At 61.5% G+C, this 13,341-nt stretch carries 15 protein-coding genes; 7 read left to right on the top strand and 8 right to left on the bottom strand.

Features of this window, described 5'->3' with window-relative positions:
- Positions 1-50 precede the first annotated feature (50 nt).
- The gene (gene plsB, locus BN1139_RS15255; protein ID WP_005356040.1) at positions 51-2,474 is read left to right on the top strand and encodes a glycerol-3-phosphate 1-O-acyltransferase PlsB; all 2,424 of its coding nucleotides are present in this window, start codon (positions 51-53) and stop codon (positions 2,472-2,474) included.
- Positions 2,475-2,543: 69 nt separating this feature from the next.
- Here plsB and ubiA read toward each other — a convergent pair whose 3' ends face one another.
- Both ubiA and BN1139_RS15265 read right to left on the bottom strand, forming a co-directional pair.
- Positions 2,544-3,413, bottom strand: coding sequence for a 4-hydroxybenzoate octaprenyltransferase (gene ubiA / locus BN1139_RS15260; protein WP_005356031.1), 870 nt, complete (start codon positions 3,411-3,413; stop codon positions 2,544-2,546).
- A complete protein-coding gene (locus BN1139_RS15265) occupies positions 3,410-3,946 on the bottom strand; it encodes a chorismate--pyruvate lyase family protein (protein ID WP_005339534.1) in 537 nt (178 codons plus the stop codon). The genes ubiA and BN1139_RS15265 overlap by 4 nt, the downstream gene beginning before the upstream one ends.
- Before the next feature lie 145 nt (positions 3,947-4,091).
- Here BN1139_RS15265 and BN1139_RS15270 point away from each other — a divergent pair, with 145 nt between their 5' ends.
- Both BN1139_RS15270 and BN1139_RS21675 read left to right on the top strand, forming a co-directional pair.
- Positions 4,092-4,526 (top strand): flagellar basal body-associated protein FliL, encoded by a 435-nt coding sequence (locus BN1139_RS15270; RefSeq protein WP_005339527.1) that lies wholly within the window; start codon positions 4,092-4,094, stop codon positions 4,524-4,526.
- Between the two features lie 112 nt (positions 4,527-4,638).
- The gene (locus BN1139_RS21675) at positions 4,639-4,803 is read left to right on the top strand and encodes a hypothetical protein (protein ID WP_005339525.1); all 165 of its coding nucleotides are present in this window, start codon (positions 4,639-4,641) and stop codon (positions 4,801-4,803) included.
- A gap of 20 nt (positions 4,804-4,823) precedes the next feature.
- Here the strand turns inward: BN1139_RS21675 and BN1139_RS15275 are convergent, their stop codons facing one another.
- From BN1139_RS15275 to BN1139_RS15285, 4 genes are all read right to left on the bottom strand, one after another.
- Complete coding sequence (locus BN1139_RS15275) at positions 4,824-5,156, bottom strand: DUF2799 domain-containing protein (protein WP_005339523.1); 333 nt, start codon at positions 5,154-5,156, stop codon at positions 4,824-4,826.
- Positions 5,157-5,293: 137 nt separating this feature from the next.
- On the bottom strand, positions 5,294-5,419 hold the full coding sequence (locus tag BN1139_RS21875; RefSeq protein ID WP_005339521.1) for a hypothetical protein: 126 nt from the start codon (positions 5,417-5,419) through the stop codon (positions 5,294-5,296).
- Positions 5,420-5,493: 74 nt separating this feature from the next.
- Positions 5,494-6,474 (bottom strand): acrylyl-CoA reductase (NADPH), encoded by a 981-nt coding sequence (acuI, locus tag BN1139_RS15280; RefSeq protein ID WP_005356023.1) that lies wholly within the window; start codon positions 6,472-6,474, stop codon positions 5,494-5,496.
- Positions 6,475-6,506: 32 nt separating this feature from the next.
- Entirely contained in the window at positions 6,507-7,529 is a 1,023-nt protein-coding gene (locus tag BN1139_RS15285) for a LacI family DNA-binding transcriptional regulator (protein WP_005356020.1), read from the bottom strand.
- 251 nt (positions 7,530-7,780) lie between these two features.
- On the opposite strand from BN1139_RS15285, the gene BN1139_RS15290 reads away from it, so the two are divergent.
- From BN1139_RS15290 to BN1139_RS15300, 3 genes are read left to right on the top strand one after another with little or no spacing between them, the layout of a single operon-like run.
- Positions 7,781-8,224, top strand: a complete 444-nt coding sequence (locus tag BN1139_RS15290; protein WP_005356016.1) for a PTS sugar transporter subunit IIA — start codon at positions 7,781-7,783, stop codon at positions 8,222-8,224.
- Between the two features lie 35 nt (positions 8,225-8,259).
- On the top strand, positions 8,260-8,547 hold the full coding sequence (locus BN1139_RS15295) for a PTS sugar transporter subunit IIB (protein ID WP_005356014.1): 288 nt from the start codon (positions 8,260-8,262) through the stop codon (positions 8,545-8,547).
- A 51-nt stretch (positions 8,548-8,598) separates the two neighbouring features.
- Positions 8,599-9,858 carry a PTS ascorbate transporter subunit IIC gene (locus tag BN1139_RS15300; RefSeq protein ID WP_005356012.1) on the top strand — a complete coding sequence of 420 codons (1,260 nt, stop codon included), beginning with the start codon at positions 8,599-8,601 and terminating at the stop codon, positions 9,856-9,858.
- A 78-nt stretch (positions 9,859-9,936) separates the two neighbouring features.
- On the opposite strand, the gene waaA is transcribed toward BN1139_RS15300, so the two are convergent.
- Together waaA and waaF are read right to left on the bottom strand one after the other, a co-directional pair.
- Positions 9,937-11,202, bottom strand: coding sequence for a lipid IV(A) 3-deoxy-D-manno-octulosonic acid transferase (gene waaA / locus BN1139_RS15305; protein ID WP_005356009.1), 1,266 nt, complete (start codon positions 11,200-11,202; stop codon positions 9,937-9,939).
- A gap of 1 nt (position 11,203) precedes the next feature.
- Entirely contained in the window at positions 11,204-12,238 is a 1,035-nt protein-coding gene (waaF, locus tag BN1139_RS15310; RefSeq protein ID WP_005339516.1) for a lipopolysaccharide heptosyltransferase II, read from the bottom strand.
- A gap of 276 nt (positions 12,239-12,514) precedes the next feature.
- Between waaF and BN1139_RS15315 the strand changes: the two genes are divergently transcribed.
- Positions 12,515-13,291: a glycosyltransferase family 2 protein gene (locus BN1139_RS15315; protein WP_005339515.1), complete on the top strand. Its 777-nt coding sequence runs from the start codon at positions 12,515-12,517 to the stop codon at positions 13,289-13,291.
- Positions 13,292-13,341 lie beyond the last annotated feature (50 nt).

Genomic DNA, 13,341 nt, shown 5'->3' on the forward strand with positions numbered 1-13,341 from the left:
GCTGTCGATTTGCTATGCTCACGCCGCATTTTTTTGGAGAGCAGACGCACATGTCCCTAGGACAGAAGATTTCCAGAGCCATCTTGCAATGGCCGGTCAGCGGCTTGGTCAATCACAAGAGCCTGCCGGAAAATCCCATCACAGAACTCAATCTGGATCCGGCCAGACCCATCGTCTATGCCCTGAAAACCAGTTCGATCACCGACCTGATGACCCTGCAGCAGTGCTGCGAGGATCTCGGTCTGCCCGGCCCCTTCACGCCGCTGGAGCTCAACGGCCAGCTGCTGCCGCGCTATGTCTGTCTGGACCGTCCGCCTCCCCTGTTTGGCAAACGCAGCAAACCGCTCCCCTTCCTGCAGGAGTTCCACCAGCTGCTGGATCTGCACAAGCAGGATCCCGAGCTGGATATCCAGGTGGTGCCCGTCACCCTGTTCTGGGGCCGCGCTCCGGGTCGGGAAGGGGAAGAAGCCTCCGGCCTCAACATCATCAGCAGCCTGGCGCCGAACCGGCTGAAGAAGGCGCTCATCGTGATCCTCAAGGGTCGCGAGAATCTGGTGCGCTTCTCGCCGCCCCTCTCCCTGCGCTATATGGCCGACAAGCACGGCACCGACGAGGCGATCGCCCACAAGCTGGCGCGAGTTGCCCGTACCCACTTCAGCCGTCAGCAGCTGGCTGCCACCGGCCCGAAACTGCCGAACCGCAACCTGCTGTTCAAGCAACTGCTCGACTCCGCGGTGATCCAGCAGGCGATTGAAGAGGAGGCCCAGCGCGAAGGGATCAGCCTCGAGAAGGCGCAAAAGCGTGCCCATGGCTACATGGACGAGATCGCCTCCAACTTCTCCTACCGGCTGATCCGCCTGGGCGAGAGCTTCCTCGGCTGGCTGTGGAACAAGCTCTACCGCGGTTTGTCGGTCAATGGCGCCGAGAAGGTACGCCAATTGGCGCAGGAAGGGCACGAGATCGTCTACGTTCCCTGCCACCGCAGCCACATGGACTACCTGCTGCTCTCCTACGTCATCTACCACCAGGGGATGGTGCCGCCCCATATCGCGGCAGGCATCAACCTCAATTTCTGGCCGGCGGGCCCCATCTTCCGCCACGGCGGCGCCTTCTTCATTCGCCGCACCTTCAAGGGCAACCCGCTCTACAGCACGGTATTTCGTGAATACCTCAACCTGCTGTTTGCCAAGGGTTACTCGGTAGAGTTCTTCACCGAAGGTGGTCGCTCCCGTACCGGCCGTCTGCTACCGCCCAAGACCGGCATGCTGGCGATGACCCTGCAGGCGATGATGCGCGGGCTGGACAGGCCGGTCACTCTGGTGCCGGTCTATCTGGGCTACGAGCACGTGATGGAGGTGAACACCTACCACAACGAGCTCAAAGGGAGCCGCAAGGAGAAAGAGAGCTTCCTGCAGGTGCTCGGCATCCTGCGCAAGCTGCGCAACTACGGCCGTGGTTTCGTCAACTTCGGCGAGCCGCTGACTCTCAACAGCTACCTGAGCGAACATATCCCCGACTGGAAAAAGCACATCGGGGAAGAGGAGCGTCCGGAGTGGATGGCGGGCACTGTCAACAATCTGGCCGAACTGCTGATGACCCGCATCAACGGCGCTGCCGCGGTCAACGGCCTGACCCTGAGTGCGCTGGCGCTGCTGGCCGCCGAGCGCCACGCCCTGACCCGCGACGAGTTGCAGGCCCAGCTCAACACCTATCTGGATCTGCTCAAGGCGGTGCCCTACAGCCCGCAGAGCACCATTCCGGATGAGGATGCCAAGACCCTGCTGGATCAGGCGATGGAGCTCAACAAGTTCGAGGTGAGCGAGGACAAGCTGGGGCAGATCATCAGTCTCGACCGCTATCAGGCGATCCTGCTGACCTACTACCGCAACAACATCCTCCACCTGTTTGCCATGCCCTCTCTGGTGGCGGCACTGATTGAACGGTGCGAGGGGATCTCCCGCAGCGAGATCATGGCCCGCTGCATCGACATCTATCCGCTGCTCAAGACCGAGCTGTTCCTGCGTTATGAAGAGGAGGAGCTGCCAGCGCTGGTCGACAGCCTGCTCGACGCACTGCAGACCCAGCAACTGATCGAGACCTGCGATGACGGCTACTGGGTCAATCCGGCCAACCAGATGCGCCTGCTGCTGCTGGCGGAGAGCATTCAGGAGACCCTGCAACGCTACGCCATCGTGCTGACCCGGGTACTGGCCCAGCCCCATATCGAGGCGGAGCAGCTGGAGGCGGACGGCCTGATGATGGCAGAGCGCCTCGGCACCCTGCACGGCATCAACGCCCCCGAGTTCTTCGACCAGAAGCTGTTCAGCACCCTGATCCACACGCTGCGCAAGGAGGGCTACCTCTCCCCCGAGTGCAAGCCGGATCTCGGCCGCTTCCAGGCGCTGGCCGACAACATAGTGCCGCTGCTGAGCAACAAGATCCGCCGCACCATTCAGGCAGGCAATCAGCTCTAATCTGCAACGCAAACAATGAAGGCCGCATGATGCGGCCTTCATTTTTATCGGAGTCTGCGCGGGAACATGTCACGCCAGCAGGTAATCGAGCACCAGACCGGCAAACACCAGCGCCCCCACATAGTTGTTGTTGAGAAACGCCTGGAAGCAGGCTTCTCGCTGCCGCTCGCGAATGAGCCGCTGCTGATAGACAAACAGCACCGCCGCCCCCAGCAATCCCCAGTAATACCAGCCCCCCAGCGTCATCAGCTGCCCGACCGCCAGCAGCAACAGCAGCGTCGAGAGTTGCAGTACGCCGATGATCCGTTTGTCGTAACGACCAAACAGGATGGCGCTGGATTTGAGGCCGATCTTGAGGTCGTCATCCCGATCCACCATGGCGTACTGGGTGTCGTAAGCCACGGTCCAGAGCAGGTTGGCGAAGAAGAGCAGCCAGGCCACCAGCGGCAGAGCATCCGCCTGCGCCGCATAGGCCATCGGGATCGACCAGGAGAAGGCCATCCCGAGCACCAGCTGGGGATTCGAGATAAAGCGCTTCATGAAGGGGTAGCTCACCGCCAGCAGCAGGGCGACAAACGACAGACCGATGGTGAGCGGATTCATGGTCAGCACCAGACCAAACGAGATAAGCGCCAGCACGAAGAAGAGCGCCAGCACCTCCCACGGCTTGACTCTGCCCGTGGGCAAGGGGCGACCAGCGGTGCGTTTGACGTGGCCATCGAAGTTGCGATCCGCATAATCGTTGATCACGCACCCTGCCGAGCGCATCAGAAAGACGCCGACCACAAACACGGTCAGCACCCAGAGATTGGGCAGGCCACCGGCGGCCAGCCAGAGGGCCCACAGGGTTGGCCACAGCAGCAGCAGAGTACCTATGGGTTTGTCGACGCGGGCCAACTGCATGTAGGCAAGTCCCCGCTCCTTGGTTAACAGATTCACTCCAGCTCCTTGTCACAGACGAGAGAGGGCAGAAACAGCTCGTGCACCAGCAGTGGCCACTGCCCCAGAAACAGACGGGAACGACGCCCCCAGACAGTGGCGGCCGGGCAACGGGGATTGGCGGCGATATCGAAACGGGCCAGTTGCAGATGATCGCGGCGGGCAGGCTCATGGCCAAATACCCGCTCACCCAGCGGCTGCTCGCCAAGCTCGGCAATGCCGCTCCCTTGCAGTGCGTCATCGGCAAACAGGGTCCAGCCCAGCACGGCGGGCCCACGATCCCCGTGCAGGATCACCTCGCGGCAGGTACCGGCCGGCGAGGCCGAATCCACCAGCCACTGCTCATCGGCAGTAAGGGCGACCGGGTGATTGCCCAGCCACTCCACCGAAAAGTGGCGATTGTGCTGACGCAGCCGCCGGGTCATGGAGCCGGGCTCCAGCAGCCAGGGGCGCAAGCTGGCAGGCAATTCGCAACATTCGGGGGCCAGCCACCCGCTTAACGGCGTGAGGGGAACAGTCAACTCGGACTTCACAGCTTCACCATCCAGAGATTTCCGTGTTCAGGTTAAAATCCGGTTTATTATCCGTAAATCAATAGCGAAATGTAAGAACATCCGTGCTTGACGGCCCCGATGGCAACATCAAAAATGGGTTATCTCTTGCTGATGAGCCATCTATATGAAGATCTTCAAAATTCTGCTGGTGTTGTTACTGAGCTGTGGCGCCCTGCAGCAGCAAGCTCTGGCTGAAGATGAGCCGCCCGCCGAGGGCGCAGAGGGGGCTGCCAAGCCTGGTTTCTCCTACCACGCGCTCGATCCCGACATCATCACCAACTACCTGAGTGATAGCAAAACCCTCGGTTATATCCGGGTCACGGTAGAGCTGATGGCGGAAAACGAGGCCGATCTCAAGCTGCTGGAGCAGCATGACCCGCTGATCCGCGATGCCATCATCCGTCTGATTGGCAGCAAAAATGCCGATCAAGTGAAGTCCCTGACCAACCGAGAAGAGCTGCGCAAGGAGTGCGAGACAACCGTCAACGAACTGCTGGTGAAAGAGACCGGCAAGAAAGCGGTGCGCGAGCTTATCTTCACCAAGTTCCTCTACCAGTAATCCATCCCGAAACAATCGCTTATTGGCATATCGGCCAATAAGCGAGCTTTGCCGGTTTATTCGAAATGAAAATCGATTACAATACGGCCGTCAAGTCGTAGAGGTAGTCGTTATGGGCAGCAAAACCCTGTGTGAATGGCGCCGTCACGAGATCCCCACCGATCTCAAGGCGCTGAGAAAAATCGTGCGCAAACCCAAGTTTGTCTGCAGCAAGTGCGCCCGCAGTGCCAATGACAAGGGTTACCTCTGCCAGCCGCTGCGTTTGAAAGAGGAGTAACGCCCCTCCCTGTCAGGGCGTTATTGATCTGTCCACCCCTGACGCCCCTGTTCGAACAATCTGCGCGCCTGGGTATCATTCGGGCAAACGCCGCGATACTCCTCGCCTGAGCGGCCAGCCAGATAGAGATGCTCGGGGCGGCAATACCATGCCAATCCCTTCTGATGTCCCTGCTTCCACAGTTCGGCATCCACCTTCTTGCCACACTGGCCCTGATGGAACTCGATCCGCTCGGTGGTGAAGCCCAGCTTGCCATCCGCCTCCCCCACTTCACTCCACACCTTCTCGCAGGGATCATCGTTGGAGACACAGCCACCCAGCAGGGCAGCCAACAATATGATGGTGAGTCGCATAGTCATCCTTGAGCGTCATTTGGGCAGTTCATTCTACCCAGCGCCCCGCTCCTGACCAAGGACGAACGCTCAGCCATGTGAGCGTGGCAAAAAAATCAGGCGGGCCCAAAGCCCGCCTGTTCGTTCAATGCCGTGGTTCACTGGTCATCGAAAGTGTCATCATCCTGCCAGCTTTCATCTTCCCACTGATCCAGCTCTTCTTCCCAGGAATCCGGCTCCCAATCATCATCAGAGGAGTCGTAATCCGGCTTGTGTCCACCCATCTTCACTCTCCTTGGATAGTTCACCCGCACTCCAATTTTATCCGGAATTGTCGGGCTCGCCAGTCAGAGAGAGTTCAAAGTTTGACCAGAGTGCGACCTGCGATCTGGCCTTGCGTGATGGCCTCGGCGGCCTCCACTACCTGCTCCAGCCCAATCTCGGTGACCGCCTGAGCAAAGAAGCTGGCGGGAAGATCTCGTGCCAGTCGCTGCCACGCCAGTTGACGACGTTCAAACGGGCACATCACCGAATCGACCCCCTGCAACCGCACGTTGCGCAGGATAAAGGGCATCACACTGGTCGGCAGATCAAAACCGCCCGCCAGCCCGCAGGCCGCCACAGCGCCGCCATAGTTCATCTGAGCCAGCAGCTTGGCCAGCACCTGACTGCCGACGGTATCGATGGCAGCGGCCCACAGCTGCTTCTCCAGCGGTTTGGCTGGCACCAGCAGCTCGCTGCGCGGCACGATGCGGCTGGCACCCAACGCAGTGAGCATGGCGCCCTGCTCTTCCGGACGACCGGTCAGCGCAGCCACCTGATAGCCAAGGGCTGCCAGCAGGGCAACTGAGGCGGAGCCCACACCGCCTGCCGCACCGGTGACCAGCACCTCGCCGCTATCTGGTGTAATACCCGCCTCTTCCAGCGCCAGCACGCAGAGCATGGCGGTGAGACCAGCGGTACCGATGCACATGGCCTGCCGTTCATCCAGCCCGGCGGGCAACGGCACCAGCCAGTCCCCCTTGACCCGCGCCTGTTCGGCCATGCCGCCCCAGTGCCCTTCGCCCACGCCCCAACCGGTCAGCACCACCTTGTCGCCGGGCTGATAGCGGCTGTCGGCAGATTCGAGCACGGTACCGGCGAAGTCGATGCCGGGCACCAGCGGCCACTGACGCACTATCTTGCCCTTGCCGGTGATGGCCAGCCCGTCCTTGTAGTTGATGGAGCTGTAAGCGACCGCTACCCGCACTTCACCTTCCGGCAACAGGCTCTCGGCCAGCCGGGTCAGAGTCGGTACAGTCTTGCCGTCTTGGTTTTCCAGTAACAGAGCCTTGAACATGGTTGCCTCTTTGATGACGTGTGAAACGGGGATCAGCTGCTTTGACGCTTTTGCAGTTGAAAATCGAGAGCCAGAGCAGTGCCAATCACGGGCTCCCCGGCCAGTTGGCGCAGGATCAGCTCGGCAGCCTCCTGCCCCATTTTGCGATAGGGGATCCTGACCGAAGTAAGGGTCGGATAACAGGCGCGCGCCACATCCAGATCGTCAAATCCGGCGATGGCGAGTTTGCCCGGCACATTCAAATGGCGACGCTGGCACTCGAACAGTACCCCGGCCGCCAGTTCGTCGTTAACGCAGATCAGCGCGTCCAGCTCGGGCCAGCGCAGCAGAAATTCACCCAGCATGGTGGCACCGGTGCTGAAGCTGGGCCGCTCCGAGGTGTTGATGATGGCATCGGGGGAGAGGTAGTTGTCGAGCAGCGCTTTCTGCCAGCCCTGCATCCGCTGTTGCAGCATCCACTGCTCCTGACGGGCACAGAGAAAACCGATATTGCGGTAGCCCCGCTCGATAAGGTGGTGGGTGAGCTGATAACCGGCATCGAAGTTGGAGACTCCCACATTCATGTCGATGGGGCTGCGGGCCATTGCACCCACTTCCACCACCGGCAGGCGGGAGGCTTTCAGGCGAGTACGGATCGTCTCGCCGGGATCGCCACCAAACAGCACCACCGCCGCCGGATTGTGCTGCAAAAAGCTGGTCAGCAGGCTCTCTTCCTGCTGTTTCAGATGCTGGGCATCCCCCAGCATGATCTGGTAACCCTCCTCGAGCAGGGTCTGTTGCAGTCCCGCGATCATCTCGCCACAGCCCGCTTCCGCCAGACTCGGGACGATCACTACGATGGTCTGGGAAGTCGCTGAGGCCAACGCCCCGGCGGCCCGATTGGGGATATAGCCGAGCTCTTCCACCGCAGCTTCGATGCGCTCGCGCATCCTGTCGGAGACCATCTCCGGCGTGCGCAGGGCACGGGAAACCGTCATGGCCCCCACACCAGCCAGCTGGGCCACATCGTTGAGGGTCACCCGACCCGTGCTACGGCGCTTCTTTGCTTCTGACATCCATCCCATCCTCGACTTGCGGCTGCTCACTTTAAGGCAAAAGAGCGCCACTGACCATTTGCTCAAGGCCGATTCTACCCTCTTTCCCGGATCACGGGGGCAAGATGACTCCCGTTAATGGGTGAAGTGATAGCGCTATCACAGTTTGATGTTAGCGCTATCTGATAGCGCTAACTTTCGCGATCACTCTCACAGTTTCACCACCGCAAGATCGATAGATTGGCGCCATCTTAACTAGCCGGATCACCACCATGCTGACTCAACTGCTGACCGAGGATGTCATCCGCATCGAACCCGCAGCCCGCGACTGGCGTCACGCCATCGAGCTGGCGACGGCGCCCCTGCTGGCCAATGGCACCATCGAACCCTCCTACGTAGCGGCGCTGTTTCGCTCTCATGAAGAGCTCGGCCCCTACTACGTGCTGGGCCCCGGTCTGGCGATGCCCCACGCTCGCCCCGAAGACGGCGTCAACCGGCTGGGTCTGGGGCTGACCGTCATCAAGCAGGGGGTCAACTTCGATTCCGAGGGCAACGACCCGATCAGGCTGCTGATCACCCTGGCCGCCAGCGACAGCAACTCCCATGTGGAGACCATCGCCCAGCTGGCCGAGCTGTTTATGAATGAAGAGGACGTGGCGGCCATCATTGCGGCCGACACCAAAGACGACATCCTGCGCATTCTGGCGCGCTACTGATCTGCGCCACGGCGCACCTGACAGAGGAAGAGACAATGAAAATTCTGGTTGTATGCGGTCACGGTCTGGGTACCAGCCTGATGATGGAGATGAGCATCAAGAGCATCCTGAAAGAGCTGGCAGTCACCGCCGAAGTGGATCACCGCGATCTGGCCTCCGCCGGCAGTGAAACCGCCGAGATCTTTGTCGCCACCCGCGACATCGCCGAGCAGCTGCAATCCATGGGCGTCAACGGCCGTCTGGTGGCCCTCGACAACATGGTCGACAAGGCCGCGATGAAAGAGAAGCTCGCCACTGCCCTGCGCGAACTGGGCGCCCTCTAAGGATCCTCCATGCGGCCTGCGGGCCGCATCTTCCATTGCCAGGAGCTGACCATGGAATTTTTCAACTTTCTGATGTTTGACGTGCTGTCCGAGCCCGCCGTGCTGGTCGGCCTGATCGCGCTTATCGGCCTGATTGCCCAGAAGAAACCGGTGACCGAGTGCATCAAGGGCACGGTCAAGACCATCATGGGTTTCGTCATTCTGGGGGCCGGTGCCACCCTAGTGATCAACTCGCTGGGTGACTTTGCCGTCATCTTCCAGCACGCCTTCGGTATCAAGGGGGTCGTCCCCAACAACGAGGCCATCGTCTCCATCGCCCAGACCTCGTTTGGCAAGGAGATGGCGATGATCATGTTCTTCGCCATGCTGGTGAACATCCTGATCGCCCGTCTGACCCCGTGGAAATTCATCTTCCTGACCGGTCACCACACCCTGTTCATGTCGATGATGGTGGCGGTGATCCTCTCTGCCGGCGGCATGAGCGGCGTACCGCTGATCGCGGTGGGCAGTCTGGTGGTCGGTGTCGCCATGGTCTTCTTCCCGGCCATCGCCCACCCCTTCATGAAGCAGATCACCGGCTCCGATGACGTGGCACTGGGCCACTTCTCCACCTGCTCCTACGTGCTCTCCGCCCTGATCGGCGCCAAGTTCGGCAACAAGGCCCACAGCTGCGAAGATGTGCAGGTACCGAAGAGCCTGCTGTTCCTGCGCGATACCCCGGTGGCCATCTCCTTCACCATGGGCATCATCTTCCTGGTGACCTCCGCCTTCGCTGGCCCCGAGTTTGTCTCCAGCGTCGCCAAGGGCAAGCACTGGTTCATGTTCTCCCTGATGCAGTCCATCACCTTCGCCGCCGGTGTCTACGTCATCCTGCAAGGTGTGCGGATGGTCATCGCCGAGATCGTACCGGCCTTCAAGGGTATCTCCGACAAGCTGGTACCGAACGCCAAGCCGGCACTCGACTGCCCCATCGTCTTCCCCTATGCCCCCAACGCCGTGCTGATCGGCTTCCTGTCGAGCTTTGCTGCCGGTCTGGTGGGGATGGCGCTGCTCTACGCCATGGGCCTGACCGTCATCATCCCGGGCGTGGTACCGCACTTCTTCGTCGGCGCCGCTGCCGGGGTGTTCGGCAACGCCACCGGTGGTCGTCGCGGCGCCATTTTGGGCTCCTTCGCCAACGGCCTGCTGCTGCTCACCATTCTGCCGGTGTTCCTGCTGCCGGTGCTGGGCAACCTCGGTTTCGCCAACACCACCTTCAGCGACTCCGACTTCGGTGTGGTCGGCATCCTGCTGGGGCTGATCGTTCGCTAATTCCGGCAACCGCCAAAAACAAAACGGAGCGCATCGCGCTCCGTTTTTTTATGGCCGGGCGGTATGAAAGACCGACACTCAGTCGTTTTCCAGCGCAGTGAGGCAGTGCGAGAGGGTACGCGCCAGGGCTCCCTGATTGCGCAGCACCACGGCGCGGGCCTGCTCGCCCATCTCGCGGCGGGTGCTCTCGTCGGCAAACAGCTGGCTCACCTGCTCGCCCAGCTCGGCGGCATCGGCCACGATGGCGGCGCCACCCTGAGCCACCAGCTGGCGAGTGATGTCGCTGAAGTTGAAGTAGGCGGGACCCGTCAGGCAAGGCTTGCCGAGGGCCGCCGGCTCCAGCAGGTTGTGACCGCCGATCTTCACCAGACTGCCGCCGACAAAGGCCACATCGGCTGCCGCCAGCATCAGCGGCAGCTCGCCCATGGTATCGCCGAGATAGACCTTATCCCCGGCACTCACCGCAGCACCATCAGTGCGCCGCACACAGCCATAAGGGGCGCACTGCTCGGCCACCCGGTCGAACCGCTCGGGGTGGCGCGGTACCAGAATGAGCAGCGCATCGGGATGGCGTTTGAGCAGCAGATCGAAGGCGGCCAGCACCTGCTCGTCCTCACCCTGATGGGTGCTGGCAGCGATCCAGACCGGCCGATCCGCCCCCAACTGCTGGCGCAGGGCGCGCCCTTTTGCCTGTACCTCGTCACCAAACTGGATATCGAACTTGATGGAGCCGGTCACCGCCAGCCGCGAACGATCGATGCCGAGGTGGGCGAAGCGGTCGGCGTCATCCTGATGCTGACAGAGCAGATGGGTCAGTGGCCGGCTCAGGGCGTCGAAGGCGCCGTGGAAGCGGGCATAACGCTGGCAGGAACGCTCGGAGAGGCGGGCGTTGATGATGGTCACCGGCAGGTGGCGCACCTCGCAGGCGGCCAGCCAGTTTGGCCACAGCTCGGTCTCCATCACCCAGAGCGCGCGCGGCTTGAAGGTGTCGAGAAAGGCGGCAATGGCCCAGGGGTAGTCGAGCGGCGCGTAGCGATGGATCACCAGATCCCCCAGCCTGGCAGCCTGATCGGCGCCGGTGCGGGTGGTGGTGGTGAGCAGGATCGGCAGATCGGGCCGCTCCGCTTTCAGGGCGCGAATGAGCGGCATGATGGCCAGCGTCTCCCCCACGCTCACCGCATGGATCCACAGCGGTACATCCTGTCCGGTGGCGGGCAGCCGCCCGAGATGCTCGGCCCAGCGCTTGCCAAAACCGGGCTTGCCCCTCTTCGGCTTGTAGAGGGCCAGCAGCGCCAGCGGCAATCCCAGATGGATCAGCAGGTTGTAGAGCAGACGGTAGGGCATCTTACTGACTCTGCTCCAGCTTCTTGCAGGCATCGACCACCTGCTCCGGCGCCAGATCGATCAGGCACTTGAGATGGCCGAATTTGCAGGTGCGCTTGAAGCAGGGGCGACACTCGATGTCGGTGTGGACGATCTCGACCCGATCCGCCAGCGGCGGGGTGTAGAGCGGCGAAGTGGAGCCATAGACACCCACCAGCGGCCGGTTGAGGGCGGCGGCGATGTGCATCAGGCCGGAGTCGTTGGAGATGACCCGGCTGGCCAGCGCCATCAGATCGATCGCCTCATGCAGGCTGGTCTTGCCCGCCAGCACGTGGCAGTTGGGGCGAGTCAGCAGGTTGACCCGATCCCGGATGGTATTGGCTACCGGTACATCCTTGTTGGAGCCGAAGATCCACACCTGCCATCCTTCGTCCAGATGCTGCTGGGCCACCACGGCGTAGTGCCCTTCCGGCCAGCGCTTGGCCGGGCCGAACTCGGCACCGGGGCAGAGCACCAGCACCGGACGGGCGCGATCCAGTCCCAGCCGCTCCAGCGCCTTGCTCTGGTTTATCAGATCGACATGGAGCGCCGGATGCGGAATGGTCGGGATATCGGCCCGACTCTTCATCTGCGCTTTGGGATAAGCGAGCGCCAGATAGCCCTCCACCATCAGCGGGAAGGCGGACTTGTTGCTGCGCAGGTCGTTGAGCAGACCGTAGCGGCTCTCGCCCTTCCAGCCGGTACGGACCGGAATGCGGGCAAACCAGGGGATCAGCGCCGACTTCATGGAGTTGGGCTGGACGATGGCCTGATCGTATTTTTCGGCGGCCAACTGCTTGCCGAGGCGGCGGCGTGCCACCAGTTTGAAGTCACCGTGGCCAAGGGGCATGGTGATCGCCTTGTCCACCTCCGGCATCCGCTCCAGCAGGGCACAGCACCAGGCGGGGGCCATCACGTGCAGTTCGCACTCCGGATGGTTGGCCTTGATCGCCTTGTAGAGGCTCTGGGACATCACCATATCGCCGACCCAGGAGGGGCCGATCACCAATATTTTCATCACGCGTCTTCTCTCGGGACTGGCCCGGCAGTTAATCATCACTGGGCGAGATTATGCCCCAAGAATGACTGGATAAATAACAGAAGATCCTTGGCAGACGCTGCCGTCACCCCATTTTTCCAGCGGCGCCCATCTTCCAGCCGGACGAGACGAGACAGGCAAACAGCTGATAGAAACGGGCAATGGCGGCTCTCTCTTTGACCCGTTTTTCCGTTAGAATGGCCCATCAATACGCATTCGACCCGCCAGCCGGGCAATAACCGTGAGCCCCATTTCGTGAAAAAACCGACTCTGGCTGCCGTTCTGATCGTCAAGAATGAAGCCGACAACCTGCGCAAGTGCCTCGCCTCCCTCGACGGACTGGTGGACGAGATCGTCATTCTGGACTCAGGCAGTCAGGACGAAACCCCGGCCATTGCCGCCGAATTTGGCGCCCGCTTCTTCGTCAACGCCAAGTGGCCGGGCTTTGGCAAACAGCGCCGACTGGCCCAATCCCACGTGCAATCCGACTGGGTGCTGTGGCTGGATGCCGACGAGCGGCTCACCCCCGAGCTGAAAACCGCCATCGCCAACGTGATGGCCAATCCGGCCAGCGATACCATCTACTCGATCCCGCGCCTCTCCTGGGTCTTTGGCCGCTTTATCCGCCACAGTGGCTGGTATCCGGATCGGGTGCTGCGCCTCTATCCCAAGGCGCTCACCAGCTACAACGAGGCACTGGTGCACGAGAAAGTGGAAGTGCGCGCCAACATGAAGATCGTCAATATTCATGGCGACCTGCTCCACTTCACCTATCGGGATCTGGAGCACTATCTGGTCAAATCCGCCGGTTATGCCCGCGCCTGGGCCGATCAGCGCACCGCTCGCGGCAAGAAGGGCTCCCTCAGTCAGGGGCTGATCCACGCGGTAGGCTGCTTCCTCAAGATGTACCTGCTCAAAGCGGGCTTCCTCGATGGCAAGCAAGGGTTGCTGCTGGCGATCCTCTCCGCCCACTCCACCTTCGTTAAATACGCCGACCTCTGGGTGCGCCAGCAGCCGCAGCAGCCGGAATAACCGTCATACGAAACAGGGCCCCGCGGGGCCCTGTTTGCATTGCAGCATAG

The organism is Aeromonas veronii bv. veronii (genome assembly GCF_000820225.1).
GTDB classification, from domain to species: Bacteria; Pseudomonadota; Gammaproteobacteria; order Enterobacterales; family Aeromonadaceae; genus Aeromonas; species Aeromonas veronii.